The sequence below is a fragment of the Dehalococcoidia bacterium genome (genome assembly GCA_040902535.1).
In the GTDB taxonomy this organism is placed as follows: Bacteria; Chloroflexota; Dehalococcoidia; order DSTF01; family JACRBR01; genus JBBDXD01.
On record JBBDXD010000003.1, the window covers coordinates 162,475 to 176,871 of the forward strand.

The following is a 14,397-nucleotide window of genomic DNA, read 5'->3' on the forward strand; positions in this document are numbered from 1 at the left end:
CCGTGGCTCCTACGGCAACACCCGCTCCACTCCGTCCACCGTCCCGCCATCGCCGATGGCACGGAGCACAAGGTAAACGGCGCCTTCTTCCTGCGCGACCGCGAGCAGCGGCGCGTCCTCCGGGAATACGGAGAGCGTCACGGTGGCCGCATCCGGGTCTTCTTCCGCGCCATCTCGCGAGGAGAGTGTGCCTTCCGAGTCTTCCGTCTCAAGCGGCTCGCCGGCTACATCGACGCGCGTGACGGGTCGCAGGGTCTCCTGCGCCACCGCCAACACCTCGATGTCCTGCAGGAGCAGCACGCCGCGCGTGATATCGACACCGTCCACGGTCGTCGCCGCGACGACCACCACGTCGACGTGATCGCCCGGCAAGATGTTGCCGCCGCCGGCCGTCTCTTCTGTCACCGATACGGCGACTGCTCGCATCCCGTCCGGGATGATGAAGGCGACACCATCGGCCTCTTCGTCGCCCAGGCCCTGCACCTTTGAAGGCGCAAGCTGGTCGCCGCGCAAGAGACGTGCGTTCGCCGTCGTGCCCACGACGAGCGACGTTTCGGTGAACGCGTCATCCACCAGCACGCTCACCGGCAATGACGCCAGTTCGACCATGTCGCCGGTGATCTCGTCGCCGGGGCTGATGTCCTGCGACGCCACGACGACTTCCAACGTGTCGCCGATCGAGGCGGTGCCGCCATCGCCGCCGAAGTTCGCGAGCGCCGCGAACACCAGCAACGCCGCCAGCAGCGCAAGGCCCACCGCGCCGAAGAAGATCATCCGGTTCGCCCGGTCCGGGCCGCCTGCGGTCAGTGTTCGTGCCATAGAAGTCTTTCCTTACTCGACCGTCTGCGTGGTGAATGGAATGTTGATGTTCTGGTTTGACCCCGACGTATCGATGCTCACGCGGCCCAGGTCGCCGCGGTCCGTCTCCGGCAGGTACGTCCGCAGGAGCACGCCGCGGAGTTCTTGATCGTGATCGTCCTGACTCGACAAGCTACACGTGTTTTCCTGCGTGGTGAAATTGGTCCCCTCGGTAAAACAGCCGATGATGTATACCGTTGCGAATCCCTTGACGCGCTGCGACGAGCCCTCGGTGAACACGAGTATGCCGGCGCGACCAGAATCGCCCATATTGCAGTCCTGGTCGGGCACGTACACCGTCTCGTCCGGGTTGCCGCCGCTGTCCCACGGTGCCACGACGGTCCCGCCATCGAACCGCCGGAACAACTCGGCGAACTCATCGCATTCCGGGGGCGCGTTCGCCAATCGCACCTCGAACGCATTCATGATGTCCGCGTGCTCGTTTACGTTGTCTGGCGCCGGTTCCGCGTCGACGCACACGTTGTCTCCGGGGCACCCGTTCCCATCTTCGACGCTGCACAGGAAGCCCATGTCCCGATTCCGAATCGCGTCAAGGATGTCGTCCTGAGTCGGATCGCCTTCGCATTCGTCGGGATCCGTCCGTTCGAACACGCCGGAGCGCACCGGGTCGTTGCCGAACGTGCAGTCATCCTGGTTGTTACCGCTGCCACCCTGGCGCTCGCAGGCGCGTACGATCACGCACTGCTGGCCGATCTTCGGCGCGCCATTGTTGAAGCAGCCGCGTCCGCTGTAGGTGTCGTTGTTCTGAATGTAGACGGGCAAGGCCGAGATGAGATGATCGTCACGGCCCGGGTCGATGCCCATCGTTGAGATCGTGCCCACGCACGCCGTTGCTTCCGCGCGCGTTTCGATGTCATCGATGCCAAACGCGCCGGCGAAGAACGCGCGCAGTTCCTGACCCACATCCGCCGTCACCGACGGCCTGTCGATCGCGCCCTGGCAGTCTGCTGAAGCCGCGAAGCTCGTGTTGGGCCCCGAACACGTTGCCACGGTCACGTCGATGCGATTGGAATCGGCGTTCAATGCTGCCACGCTCCGAGGATCCCCGGGCGCGCAACCTGAACTTGCGTTCGTGTTTGCGACAAATGCAAGCGTGCCTGCGCGCGCGGACGCATCAGCCGCCGCCTGCGTCGCGCGGTGCCGCCCCAGCCAGAAGCCCTGGTCCAGCGACATCGCGCCCATCGCGAGGATGACGGAGAACAGCACGACGAAGAGCAGGAGCACTTGCCCCTCCTCTCCATCGGCGGACCGCAGCGGCCGGTTCGTTCTCAACATTCCGTGACGTTCTGGTCAAAACTCAGATTGGATCCGGATATGGGCCGTTCGACGCGCTGCACGCTACAGGCGTCGATGTCCCAGTCTCCACCCGTGGCATTACCCACGATGGGTGTGATCAGGTCGTACTCGTAGCGCACGTACACGACGACGATGGAGCCCACGTCGCCGGCCGCTTCGCCGTTCGGCCCGGTGCGGAAGTCGATGCACACATCGTCTTCGCTGTCATCGCACGTCAGGCCGGACATCTCGCCGTGCATCTGATCCTGTATTGCCGAGCGGACGGTGCTCACCGGCGTGTTGGTGGCCGCCAGCCGGGCGCCGACGCCCGCCGCCTGGTTTGCGTTGTTGTAGCGGCCCATGACGAGGCCGCCGTCGATGACGGCAAAGAGCAAGAACGCGAAGATCGGAAAGATCACCGCGAACTCAACAATGCCCTGTCCGCGCTCTCGGACGTTCCGTCTGCCAATCATGGTTCGAAGGGGACGGGGCGATGGACGCCCCGCCTCCAGCGCAATGATTAGTTACCGCATGCCGGGTCGAACGTGACGCAGGCCTCGATCTCCTCCGCGAACGTCTCGAAGGCGGCGAGCAGGAAGTTGTCGCCGACCACGAACAGCACGAAGCCCAGCACGAGCGCAATGCCGCCCGCGAGGACGGCGTACTCCATGATGTCCTGGCCGTCTTCCGGCGTCACGGCCGCAATGGCCGCCGTCTTGAGCGCCTGCGCCCACGTGCAGGCCGAAAGCATGAACTCGTTAACCACCTGTGATCCTCCTGCTACCTCTAGTCATTGCTGATTCACGCCCCGCCCCGCGGAAGCGATGATCCCTCTGCTGTCGGGAGTGAGCTGGCTTTCCTGCGTCACCTCCGTGGTTCCGGCAACGCACCCCGCGCGGGTGTTGGTGTGAGCGCGGTGTGTGCCCTCTCGCGGCGAGCGCCGGTCTTCCGGCCTTCTCGCGCGCGCGGGGCCCGACGAGCGAGCGCCTTCCCCCATCTGCGTCTCCGCAGCAGTCTTCGCTCCCTAGAACGCCATGCTCGCGCCGTCGTTGCGTAACGCCGATGCGCGCTTGACGCCGCTTGCCAACCGGCCAAACGCCGCGTAACCCGCACAGCCTTGCAGGCCGCGCGGGCGGGAGCCCCCTGGTCCGTACTTCAGTCTGGCGAGCGACGTAGCCACCCCGAGCGGCGCCCGCGTTGCCTGTGCGGGTAAGGCAGAAATGAAGCTAACACTGCCCTCAATAAGGTGTCAATAACGTCCATTGACATTTGGCGGCGCCCACCGCGCGGCAGAGGCCATCATACCCGTCCAATGTGGCGGGCGCATGACGCCGTCAAGCTCCGGTTGAATCCAGCGGGCGGCGCGGGCACGTGTCAAATGCATCGGTGGACGCATATTGTCAAGAAGCGAAAGTCGGCTCGTGGGATTGGCGCCGTCCGGGGGGGGGCATCCTTGCCCGCCCCGCTCCCGGCCAGTTTCGTTGCGGCCTGCAATGCCGATCGGGCTCAGGCGGTGCGCCGTGAATCACGCATCGCCGGCGGCCCCTCCGACGTGTTCAACAGCTCCGTGAACAGGTCGCGATAGCAGACCATCGCGGTCCGCAGGTCCTCCGTCGTAACGTCGCCGCCCTCGTTCCGCGCGACGGAGACGTCGCGCGCCCGGCGGTAGTTGTCGAGCACGTGCGCGTATTCCACCGACAGATCGTCGTAGCGGCGGTCGAAGTCATCGCCGACGGGATAGCCGCGCGCCTTCATCGCCTCATCGACGAGCCGTTCGGCGTCGTCGATCGCGGTGTCGGGCTCATCGACGAAGCGCGCCTGCGATTCGGTCCACGCCGTCTGCAGCCGCTGCCGCTGCTCCGGCGGGATCTCGTGCAGCTGCAATCGCTCGACGCGCGCGCGCCGCTCCTCTAGTTCCGACTCGGCCTGCCGGCGGTCGCCGGACCGTTCGACGGTGCGGTCGTACTCGTTGCCGAACGTCGACTGTAGCCGCTCCGTGCGCTGCCGCCTGCCCTGCTGCCATGCGAAGGCCCCAGCGCCACGACGACGACCGCGATCCCAAGCCATACCCAGGTATCCATGTGTCCTCCTTGCCCATGCTTCGGGGCTATGGAGATCGTGCACACGGCGCGGCTTGGCATTCCGGCAAAGCCACGCGATGCGGAGGTTAGGGTTGCATCGCAGTCTCGGTGCGGCGATTCCGGGCCTCGGGCATGCGGCTCCAGACTGCCCTTCGTAGCCTCCGGTCCCAGAAGCGGCTCTTCCCGCGCCCCGGCCCCGCTTCAGGGCGGCTTCAGTTTATGCCCCCGCCGGGGCGCGCCAACCCCTACGTCTATACCCTTAGAAATCCGATATTTCTATGATGAGGCGTGTCCGGTGAGGCGACGGCGCGCGCCGGATCGACGACGGCGCCGTCGCCAGAACGCAACGCGACACCGCCGGCCGTCGCGACGAACGCCGCGCCGCCATCGCCGACCGCGCGGCCGGACGTCGCCGCGACGAGCACGCCCGTCGTAGCCAAGACGCCCGTCGCGCCGACGAGCACGCCCAGGCCATCGAGCACGCCTGTGCCGCCGACGAACACGCCGAAGCCGCCGACCAACACGGCGAAGCCGCCGACCAACACGCCGCTGCCGCCGACCAACACGCCGCTGCCGCCGACCAACACGCCGCTGCCGCCGACCGCGACGCGGACGCCGTGCCTACTGATCATTATCTGTTTGTAGCAGGCGTGGCATTCATGCGATCCGACGCGGTCGAGTCGATCGCGCCGCGGATCCGGCACATTCGGTGACACTCGATCCTGATCTGACGAGTTGCTCGGTGTTACCGCGCCGCCGCTCCGCGCGACGCCATCGCCGTGCCGGGATCGCTGTCGCCGACGGCGACGATCGGCTGCGCGACGAACCTGTGAATGAATACGGACGCCGCGACGGCCAGCGCCGCCGTGATCACGACCGCCAGCGCCACCAGGCGGAACGTGTCGACGTCAGCGGCTCCGCTGCCTCCGTCGCGCAGCACGCCCGCCAGCGCGCCCGCGCCCAAAATGCTCCCGGCGTACCGCATCATCGAACTCGTGCCCGATGCCGCGCCCGCGAACATCGCCGGCGCCGATTCGATGGCCGCCGTCGTCGCCGCGCCGATGCCAAGACCCAGCCCGACACCGACCATCGCCAGGCTGAACGCCAGGTAGAACGCGCTAACGCCGCTGCTCAGGCCGAGCAGCAGCACGAGGGAACCGCCGAACGCCAGCGCGGAACCTATCAGGGCGAGCGGGCGCCTGCCCCACGCGTCCGACAGATGGCCGCCGAACGGCGACGTGATCGCCACCAGCACGGACATCGCGCCGAGCAGCAGGCCGGCGACCTCCGTGCTCTTCCCCTGCACGTCGCGGACGAAGAACGGGATCATCAGCAGCGTCGTGTACATCGACAGGTTTGTCAGCAAGATCCACGCGCTCGAAGCTGCGAACGAGCGCACGCGGAACAGGCGCCACTCCGCAGCCGGCGACGTTGTCACGTATTGCCGCCACGCGAACGCCAGTGCCAAGGCGACGAGCGCGGCCCAACGTAGCACGGTCTCCACGGCGCCGTCCCCTTCGCGTAACGATGCCAGTTGCAGCGTCACCGCCGTCAGCAGCCCGACGAACAATGCGGTGCCCGCCCAGTCGATCGGCGTGCGAGCCGGCCCACGCTCTTCGTGTATGTGGAACCTCTGCAGCAGCACAAGCGCCACGAGCACGAGTGGCACGCTCAACGGGAAAACGAGTCGCCACGAGCCCATCGCGAGCGCCGCCGCGCCCAGCAGCGGCCCCGCCGCGGCCGCCGCGGAAAGGATCGACCCGTTGAGGCCGTTGAGCCGCCCGAGTTGATCCGGCGGCGCCATCGTGCGCAGCATCGCCATGCCGTTGGGGATGAGCACCGCACCTGCGATCGCCTGGCCGATGCGGAAGACGACGAGAAACGCAAACGAGGGCGCGAACGTCGCGGCAATGGAAAACGCCAGGAACGCCAGCAGCCCCGTCCGCAACACGCGCGTGCGGCCGATCTGATCGCCGAGCCGGCCGCCGAGCGGCTGCGCCACCGCCATCGCGATGAGGTAGCCGGAGATCAGCCAGCCCACCGCCGCGTGACTCAGGTCGAACTCCTGCCGGATCTCCGGCAGCGCGACGGCGATCATGGTCGAGTTGAGCGGCGCCAGCACGGCGCCCAGCGACGACAGCGCGAGCAGCAGCGGTACTCTTGGCTGGCCCGTCGTCGTGCGTTGTGGGACCGGCAGTCGTTGGGCGCCGGTCACCCGAGCGTGGTGATCGGACGGCACTGCAGCAGGTAGAGCACGTCGTCCGCGATGGCGCACTCGAGGTCGACCGGGTACCCCGCTGCTTCCTCCAGCGAAAGCGCGAGCCTCGCCATCCGCAGGATCTGGTCGTCGTCCAGGCTCGGTCGCGAGCGCATGTCCAGCGGCACATCGGTTTCCGCCGTGCCGTTGTCGCAGAGGACGGTCATGCGCTCCTTGTGCGAGATATCGCGCCAGGACACCTGGAACTGCGCCTTCGAGACGATGAACGTGTCGGGCGTCGAGCTGCCGCCAACGATGCTCTCGCCAAGGCCCCAGTTGGCGTTGATCATCACTTCGTCGCGCTCGCCGTTCAGCGGATTCGCGCTGAATACCACCGCCGACACGTCCGAAGGCACAAGCTCCTGCACGAGCACGGCGATCAGCACATCCTCCAGCGCGATGCCCCGCTGCGAGCGATACGCCAGCGCTTCGCCCGATATCGCCGAGCGCACACAGCGGTGTACCGCATCGACGACGGCCAGGGCGCCCCGTACATTGAGATACGTGTCGTGCTGTCCCGCGAACGATGCCGCCGCTCCGTCCTCGTCTATTGCGGACGAGCGCACGGCCACCGGGACGTCGTTCCCGCCGCGACGCTCGCTGAGGACGTTGTACGCGCGCTGGATCTCGGCCTGCAAATGATCCGGCAGCGAAGCGATCGCCGCCGGCAGCGCCGCGACGGCGAAACCAGGCGGCACCTGGTGCACGGAAGCGAAGCGGCTCAGGGTCGCCGCTTTGCCGCCGACCGCTTCGTGCAGATGGCAATCGTCGTCACCTAGCCAGCGTATCGGCCTCATGGTCGCCGCCCGTCGCTCAGCCGCGCCTGCGTTCGTCGAGCACCGTGACGATGCCCGTGCCGCCATCGACGCGCACGCGCATCCCGTCGCGCAGCACCGCCGTCCCGTTCACCGTGCCGGCGACGCAGGGGATCATGTACTCGCGCGCGACGATCGCGCAGTGCGATAGCGGGCCGCCGCTGTCCGCGACCACCGCCGCTACGACGCCGAACAGCGGTGTCCACGCCGGCATCGTCATCCGGCACACCAGGACGTCGCCGGGGTTCACCTTCCCCGCCTCGTCCAGTGTCAGCACGATCTTCGCCTCACCGGTGACGACGCCGGTCGAGCACGGGTGCCCCGTGATCACTGACGCGTCGCTCGATGGCACGAGCCCGACGCCGAAGAACTTGGTCACGACCGGATCCGGCGGCACATCCGCCGGCGGCGGCGTGCCGATCATCGTCGGCGCCTTCATCGATGCCTGCCTGCCCAGTTCGCGCTGCCGCTGCCGCACCCGCTCGTCCAGCCCATCCGGCGTCGTCCCGTCTGCGATGTCGCAGATCTCATCGAACGTCAGGTAGAAGATCGACTCCGGATCGCGGAGCGCGCCTTCGGCCGCGAGCTTGTGGCCCAGCCGCAGGATCGCCGAGCGCACGACCATCGTGAACTTCTGGTCGATGGTGAAATTGTGGTCTTCCGCGATCGGAATGTACTGCTGCGCGAGCGGAAGCATCATACGGAACACTGGCCGCAATTCTGGAGGCAATTGCCCTTCGATCTTCGCGGCGATCGCCTCGTGCTCGGAGACGAAGCGCCCGTGCCCCGCAAACGGATCCTGCGCGTCATCGATGCGCAGGTAGCCCTTGAGTTGCGTCAGCGGCGTCGACGGATCTTCGCGCCACGACTTGTGCCCGAACTCCATGAAGCGGTCGGAGCGCCAGCCGTACGTGTCCAAGAACTCCTGCCAGCGCTCCTGGAACGCGCCGCTTTGCCCGTGATCACCGATGTCGACCGCACCGTCGCGCACCCTCGCAGCGGCGATCGCCTCGGTAAGACCGTCGATGCCGCGGATCCAGCGGCTCAGCGACCAGAGCGTGCGTCCCAGTTGCACGGACTTGTTATCGAAGCCCTGCAGCAACAATCGCGACTGTTGCACGGCCTCCTGGCCCAGCGCCCCGCCGAGCATTTCCTCGAACCCGAAGACGGCGTTCATTGGCGGGATGTTCACCCGCATGTGGATGTCCCAGGCGTCGACCAGTTCGTCGCGCAGGGTCCGCACGAACTGCGCGGTCTCGCGCGTCGACGCGTTGTCGTAGTCGAAGGCGAACACGCGATCGCACTTTGCCAGCACCATCGGCTCGAACGTCTCCCGCCAGTCCTTGAGCACGGTCGAAGTGAGCTCGATCGTCAGCCGCTGCATCTCGGCGAAGCGCGCTTCCATCTCGTCCGGCGAGCCGAGCACCGGCCGTGGTCCCAGGTAGACGTAGCCATTCTGGATCGTGACATTCAGGCCCTCGACCGGCATCGAGAGCCTGCCGATCGCCCGGCCCGCGCCCTCTGCGAACGCCGGCTGAAAGAGCGTGGCGGTGAGCGGCGTGATCGGCAGCGGGTTGTGCATCACGTCCTGGAACCATGGGAATTCAGCATCGAGTGGGTCGTCCCATGTGATCGGGAAGTCGCCAGCCGGTACCTGCTGGTCGGCGCTCGTGGTGCTGGTCGTCATGGCTCCGCTGCTCCTGAATGTGCCCTTGCCCAAGGGAAGACAGATAAGACAGCTATCCTACCGCTTCAACGCGCGTCCAGCCTAGACCCAATCCTGTGAACCCAGGCTTAGGGCGCGAATCGCACGATCAGCGCCCCGGCGAGCACGACGACAAGCCCGGCGATGCGCGTCAGGCTGGCGTAATGCACGTCGAGTCCGAACGCGCCGACATGGTCGTACACCAGTGCGCCGCCGAGTTGCCCCGCCGTCACGCCGGCCACGAAGAGCGCGATGCCGATCTTCGGGGCGCCGTAGCCAATCGCCAGCAGGTACGCGACGGCAAAGAGGCCGGTGATCGCGTACACGGGGTTCAGCCCGCGCACCGAAATCGCGAGCGCCGCGCCGGCGAGGCCGACGACCACAACGAATGCCGCAGCGTGGCTGAACGGGACCGGAAGCATCGGCGAGCGCCCGATCATCCCCCGCGCGACAAAGAGGATGGCGAGTCCGCCGATTGCCGCGAGCATGTTGATCCATGTGCCTTCGTATGGCCCCTTGTCGCGGCCCATCGCCGCCAGCAGTGCCGTCTGCGTGGCAACGCCGGCGCCGACCAGGATCGCGAGCGAGAGATAGAGCGTGCTCGTCATGATGACCTCCCAGTGCCAGAGTTCAAACTTATCGATTAGACGGCATTACGCCGCCACGTGCGCGCCCGAGCCTGCACGCATAGTCCGCCACGCTAACAGGGAAGCACACGATGGAGCTTCATGCCTCGAAGGGGCAGTTACTAAATCCGGCACACGTAGACTACAGGGCTGCGTTACGCGACGCTCGAGTCCCGCTCAGCCGCCGCCAGCAACTCGTCCATTGTCCCAACATCCGCCGGCGTCGCGAAGTAGAAGCCCTGGCCGAACTCGCAGTCCAGGGATCGCAGACGCGTGAGCTGTTCGAGGCGTTCAATACCTTCGGCGACCACCGTCAACTGGAGCGTCTTCGCAAGTTCGATGATCGCTGCCGTCAACTCGTGTCCGTTGTGCTCGTCGCCCGCCCCATCGATGAAGGACTTGTCGATTTTCAGAATGTCGAAGGGAAACTGCCTGAGGTAGCTCAGGGAGGAATAGCCTGTGCCAAAGTCGTCGATTGGACGACGCTGTCTCTGGTTACGTTTTGGTTCGTGGTGGCTATCGTAGTGATCTGGCGGCGATTGCCGGACTGATGCAGCATTACGGCGTCACACTTATTGCGTCGTAGTGCTGGCCTGATATCTCGCGGCAACGGAGTTTGGGCCGGCGTGAGGTCGGGGCACGCGCATCGTGCGCATCCTCGACGAATCGAGCGATCGCCTGGCGCGTACGCGTCGGCGAGCACAGGGCCGTCGTGTGCGACTGCGTGTATCGGAGCCCGTTGTCCGCGATACGGTCGATGTTTGGCATCGGGATCGGCCCGCCGTAGCATTCCATCGCCGAAAATCCGACATCATCGAGCACGATGCACAGCACGTGCGGCGCTCCTTCCGGCGCCCGCGGCGGCTCATACGGCGTCCAATCCGGCACGGAGTCCCTGATGTCGATGTTGATGGTGCCCTGGAATTTCGGTCGCGCCACGTTTGGTCTCCTGTTCTTCCTGGTTCCCTTGTCGCATCGTCGCGTTCACAACGCTACGAATTCGTGTGGGATAGTTGGGCCGCCCGCTCAAGCAACACTACGCTCAGCCCCTTCTACGGCGCGCATCACGCGAAGCGCCAGGAACACGTCGCCGTGGACCTTCATGCGTCCCGAGAGCTGAGCCGTAGCGACGTTCTGCGTTCCACTGAGGATGTCCGACAGCGTTTCTTCGCTCATCTCGAGAATGCAGTCCGCGTCGTCGGGTTGGCTGCGCGCGGATAGCCGGCAAACGCAATTGTCCGCCATGGATCGTGGTGAAGGCTTGCCAGCGACGGTGTGTTGCGCGCCGGCGCAACGGATCAACCACGCAAAAGACACGTCCGAGATACTCGGGCTTGGCGCTTTTAGTTGCGTAGTGCTCTACAAGGACAAGCAGCGCGCCCGTCGCCGATGAAGCTTCGCGCCAGCACAAGAACGTCGCACCGCCACGGCCATCGTGCGCCGCCGGCGTAAGCAACGTCAGGATCAGCGCGACGACCACCAACGGACTGACCGGCACGCCGATGGAATGGTGTGTAACTATCGCAGAGCCCGGGGCGGTCTTATGGGAAGTACCGGCGTCGAAACGGAGGCCCGCGCACCCGCGCACGCTTCGGTTCCGTGCCGTTCACGCCGCCATCATGCGAACATCCTCGTCGCGATGCATCTCGAAAGCTCGGGATGGATCTAAGCAGAGCTGGCGGGGACACCTTGCTGGCTCGGTCGCCCCAGAACGCACGTACGCCGGTCTGGTGATTCTTTGCCAGTTCGCCGTTCTTTTACCAGTCTTTACCTACCAATCGGTCACCAACTGAGGTATCCATAACGTTGCAGGCGTCACTGACCGGGGGCTTAGCGTCACGGATGACACCCGATGGGGCGGCGATCACGACGACACCAATCGGACGGCGACCAACCTCCTTCGTACGCAACTCTCGCGAGCCTCGAAGCTGAACCGCGCCGCGGCAATCACGCAGACATCGTGCGAAACATCGTGGGCGCGACGGCCTCTCTCGTGGGGCAGTCCTTCCTCGCGCAACTCGTGCTGCACGCGGCACTCGAGCTCAACGTCGACCTTGCCTACGTCTCTGAAGTCACTGAGGCTTCGACGCTAGAACGTGTCGTCGCAACCTCGGACGGCGACGAACTCGCGCTTGCCGGCACGTATGCCACCGACAACTCGCCCTCCGGGGAAGTGATACGGACGAACAACCTCTACTTCTGTGGCGACCAGATCGCGAACAGATTTCCGGACAACGCCTGGCTACGCCAACACCAGATGAGAAGCTTCCTGGGCGTGCCGCTCGTCGGTGTCGATCAAGCGGTTCTGGGCCAGATCGCCGTGATGTCGCGCCAACCGATCCACGAGAGCCTGCCGATCGAATCGACGATTCGCGCGCTCGCGCCCCGCATATCCGGGGAGTTGGAACGACACCGCACAGAGCAACAGATGAGGCGCAGCGAGCAGATGTTCCGCCTGCTCGCGGAACGTGCGGCGGACGTAGTTTTTCACTTCGACTTTCACCCGCAACCGCATTTCGAGTACCTCAGCCCTTCCGTGAAGGTCCTCACAGGCTACGACCCGGACGAGTTTTACGCCGACTGGCGACTCGCGATGCGTATTCTCCACGCTGACGATCACGAGAAGATCTTCGGCAGGGAAGTCCGGAACCAGACGACGCGCGCGATCACGCGCTGGGTACACAGCGACGGACACGTGGTGTACGGCGAATATGTCGCCATCCCGGTAAACGATGACACGGGAAACCTGGCGGCGATCGAGGGTATTGTGCGCGACGTAAGCCCGCGCGTGCGGCTCGAAGAAGCGCTTCGCGAGGCGGAAGGTCGTCAGCGCGCCGTCATCGAAGCGCTGCCAGACATGGTGTTCCGCATCGACAGGGCCGGGGTTTATCGTGAGTTCATACCGGCGGAGGGTGCGACGCCGTTCGCAATTCCCGCGGACTTTGTTGGCCGGAACATTGTCGAGATCATGCCCGAAGATATCGCCGTGGCCTCTCTACGTGCGGTGCATGAGGCATTGGACGGGGGCGAACGCCAGAAGATGGAGTACGCTCTTGTGTACGACGGCGACGAGCGGCTGTACGAAGCCCGCATCGTACCGGTCACGAATGACGAAGTACTTGCCTTCGTCCGCGAGTTCACCGCAGAGCGGAACATGCGGCGCGAGATCGACCGCCGCGAGGAACGCGCGGAACTGGAAGGCAAGGTCGAACGGCAGATCGCGCGCCGCAATCCGTATGGCCTGACGTTTCGCGAATTCACGGTGCTGCATCACGTCGCGGCAGGCTCCGCCGATAAGGAAATCGCCGAAGCCCTCGGCATCAGCACGTTCACCGTCAACAAGCACGTCGCCGCTATTCTCTCGAAGATGGATGCGCCTTCCCGCACGGCGGCCGGCGTCCGCGCATTCCGCGAAGAGCTCCTCGATTAAACACTGCTCGGGCGAGAAATAGGTACGCAAACTCCCATTCATCGGCATGTGGCGGGATGGCTCCAGCCCGTACTCTCACTCTTGCGGCCTCAACAGACGGTCACGGCTCAGCATCGAAGCAACTGCCCGATCGTGAATGCCGGAAGCGTTGGAGGGGGATGCATGTGATTGCAGACAATGCCGTAGCGCTGGCCCGCCGGGCACACGATCCCATCGCAGAGCTGTATCGAGTAGCCGATTACGTGGCGCTGCTCGACCTGCTGCCGATCCCGGCGTGCCTCGCAACGGAAGGCGGCGACTATGTGGCTCGCGGTCGATACTGGCCCATACCCGCTCACATGCCCCTGGTGAACGGCACCAAGTGGCAGTGGCTGGTGGACCTTCCGGACCGCCGCGACATCGCCATCAAGTGGACCCGTGCCGTCGCTTCCGACCAGGACTTCGATGATCGGTGCCGGCTCAATGGACCGCGGCCGGGTAGCGGGCGGTGGTACGCCGTTCATGGGACCCGCATGGACGGTGTGCTGCCGGCCACATGGCTCATCACGGCGACTGACATACACGCGATTAAGACAAATGAAACTCGAATGACGGAGTTCATCGCGTTTCTCGCCCATGAGCTCTCCGGTCCGCTCACGACGATCTCCGGCAACGTCCATATTCTCAACAGCAGACTCGCAACCGTTCCGCCGGACCTGCGAGAGATCGCCCTGGACGATGTCGAAGCCGAAACGAAGCGCCTCCTCCGGCTCACCACGAGCCTCTTGAAGATCGCCCGCATGGAGTCGATGGAGGCGCGGGATTCCTGTGTCGATCTCGACACGCTGCTCGGCGAACTCGTGGCGCGGCACCGCGATGCCTACCCGACGCGGAAAGTCTCGATCCAGCCTGACGCTCGAAACGTGTACGTGCTCGCCGTGAGCGAGTTCGTCGAGGAGATGTTGGCGAACTACCTGGGCAATGCAGAGAAGTACAGCCCCGACCGGAACACATCCATCGAAATTGGCGTGCGGGTCTACGACCGCTCGGTTGAAGTTGTGGTTTCAGACCGCGGTGTGGGCATTCGCGCCGAGGACGTGGAACGTCTCTTCCTTCCCTTTGTGCGCGGCGCGGCTACAACGACGCAGGTCACCGGCAGCGGGATTGGCCTGGCGATCTGCAAACGCCTGGCAGAACTCCAGGGTGGATCGGTGTGGGCCGCGCCGCGCACCGGAGGCGGATCCGAGTTCGGTGTCCGTCTCGTGAGGGCCACATCCGAGGGCCTTGAGTGACGGTCGAGTGACGACGATCTGACGTCGCCAGGGTGCCATCGAGCCATTGGGCGAGGGG

The 14,397-nt window shown here is 65.3% G+C and carries 14 protein-coding genes and 1 pseudogene; 2 read left to right on the top strand and 13 right to left on the bottom strand.

All coding sequences use genetic code 11. The annotated features are described in order from the left end of the window. Positions 1–9: 9 nt before the first annotated feature. From cpaB to WEB52_02140, 13 genes and pseudogenes are all read right to left on the bottom strand, one after another. Positions 10–819, bottom strand: a complete 810-nt coding sequence (gene cpaB, locus WEB52_02080) for a Flp pilus assembly protein CpaB (protein ID MEX2225221.1) — start codon at positions 817–819, stop codon at positions 10–12. A 12-nt stretch (positions 820–831) separates the two neighbouring features. Continuing rightward, positions 832–2,103, bottom strand: coding sequence for a hypothetical protein (locus tag WEB52_02085; GenBank protein ID MEX2225222.1), 1,272 nt, complete (start codon positions 2,101–2,103; stop codon positions 832–834). 44 nt (positions 2,104–2,147) lie between these two features. After that, positions 2,148–2,627, bottom strand: coding sequence for a TadE family protein (locus WEB52_02090; GenBank protein MEX2225223.1), 480 nt, complete (start codon positions 2,625–2,627; stop codon positions 2,148–2,150). A 47-nt stretch (positions 2,628–2,674) separates the two neighbouring features. Beyond that, the gene (locus WEB52_02095; protein MEX2225224.1) at positions 2,675–2,920 is read right to left on the bottom strand and encodes a hypothetical protein; all 246 of its coding nucleotides are present in this window, start codon (positions 2,918–2,920) and stop codon (positions 2,675–2,677) included. A 740-nt stretch (positions 2,921–3,660) separates the two neighbouring features. Next, positions 3,661–4,221 carry a hypothetical protein gene (locus tag WEB52_02100; protein ID MEX2225225.1) on the bottom strand — a complete coding sequence of 187 codons (561 nt, stop codon included), beginning with the start codon at positions 4,219–4,221 and terminating at the stop codon, positions 3,661–3,663. 265 nt (positions 4,222–4,486) lie between these two features. Next, positions 4,487–4,867 (bottom strand): hypothetical protein, encoded by a 381-nt coding sequence (locus WEB52_02105; protein MEX2225226.1) that lies wholly within the window; start codon positions 4,865–4,867, stop codon positions 4,487–4,489. A 113-nt stretch (positions 4,868–4,980) separates the two neighbouring features. Continuing rightward, entirely contained in the window at positions 4,981–6,450 is a 1,470-nt protein-coding gene (locus WEB52_02110) for an MFS transporter (protein ID MEX2225227.1), read from the bottom strand. Further along, positions 6,447–7,289 carry a PEP/pyruvate-binding domain-containing protein gene (locus WEB52_02115; protein ID MEX2225228.1) on the bottom strand — a complete coding sequence of 281 codons (843 nt, stop codon included), beginning with the start codon at positions 7,287–7,289 and terminating at the stop codon, positions 6,447–6,449. Before WEB52_02115 ends, WEB52_02110 begins: the two co-directional genes overlap by 4 nt. A gap of 16 nt (positions 7,290–7,305) precedes the next feature. Continuing rightward, entirely contained in the window at positions 7,306–8,994 is a 1,689-nt protein-coding gene (locus tag WEB52_02120; protein ID MEX2225229.1) for a PEP-utilizing enzyme, read from the bottom strand. 107 nt (positions 8,995–9,101) lie between these two features. Next, positions 9,102–9,620: a DMT family transporter gene (locus WEB52_02125; GenBank protein ID MEX2225230.1), complete on the bottom strand. Its 519-nt coding sequence runs from the start codon at positions 9,618–9,620 to the stop codon at positions 9,102–9,104. 173 nt (positions 9,621–9,793) lie between these two features. Next, entirely contained in the window at positions 9,794–10,114 is a 321-nt protein-coding gene (locus WEB52_02130; GenBank protein MEX2225231.1) for an EAL domain-containing protein, read from the bottom strand. 211 nt (positions 10,115–10,325) lie between these two features. Then, a pseudogene (locus WEB52_02135) lies at positions 10,326–10,577 on the bottom strand (sulfatase-like hydrolase/transferase). A gap of 87 nt (positions 10,578–10,664) precedes the next feature. After that, the gene (locus WEB52_02140; protein ID MEX2225232.1) at positions 10,665–10,883 is read right to left on the bottom strand and encodes an SCP2 sterol-binding domain-containing protein; all 219 of its coding nucleotides are present in this window, start codon (positions 10,881–10,883) and stop codon (positions 10,665–10,667) included. Between the two features lie 715 nt (positions 10,884–11,598). Here WEB52_02140 and WEB52_02145 point away from each other — a divergent pair. Together WEB52_02145 and WEB52_02150 are read left to right on the top strand one after the other, a co-directional pair. Next, on the top strand, positions 11,599–13,068 hold the full coding sequence (locus WEB52_02145; GenBank protein ID MEX2225233.1) for a PAS domain S-box protein: 1,470 nt from the start codon (positions 11,599–11,601) through the stop codon (positions 13,066–13,068). Positions 13,069–13,310: 242 nt separating this feature from the next. Beyond that, complete coding sequence (locus tag WEB52_02150; GenBank protein ID MEX2225234.1) at positions 13,311–14,339, top strand: HAMP domain-containing sensor histidine kinase; 1,029 nt, start codon at positions 13,311–13,313, stop codon at positions 14,337–14,339. The last annotated feature ends 58 nt before the right edge of the window (positions 14,340–14,397 follow it).

Bases quoted from the DNA above. Each gene is read 5' to 3' on its own strand.
- WEB52_02125 (MEX2225230.1), bottom strand. From the start codon at position 9,620: ATGACGAGCACGCTCTATCTCTCGCTCGCGATCCTGGTCGGCGCCGGC.
- WEB52_02115 (MEX2225228.1), bottom strand. From the start codon at position 7,289: ATGAGGCCGATACGCTGGCTAGGTGACGACGATTGCCATCTGCACGAA.
- WEB52_02105 (MEX2225226.1), bottom strand. From the start codon at position 4,867: ATGATCAGTAGGCACGGCGTCCGCGTCGCGGTCGGCGGCAGCGGCGTG.
- WEB52_02120 (MEX2225229.1), bottom strand. From the start codon at position 8,994: ATGACGACCAGCACCACGAGCGCCGACCAGCAGGTACCGGCTGGCGAC.
- WEB52_02100 (MEX2225225.1), bottom strand. From the start codon at position 4,221: ATGGCTTGGGATCGCGGTCGTCGTCGTGGCGCTGGGGCCTTCGCATGG.
- WEB52_02140 (MEX2225232.1), bottom strand. From the start codon at position 10,883: ATGGCGGACAATTGCGTTTGCCGGCTATCCGCGCGCAGCCAACCCGAC.
- cpaB (MEX2225221.1), bottom strand. From the start codon at position 819: ATGGCACGAACACTGACCGCAGGCGGCCCGGACCGGGCGAACCGGATG.
- WEB52_02090 (MEX2225223.1), bottom strand. From the start codon at position 2,627: ATGATTGGCAGACGGAACGTCCGAGAGCGCGGACAGGGCATTGTTGAG.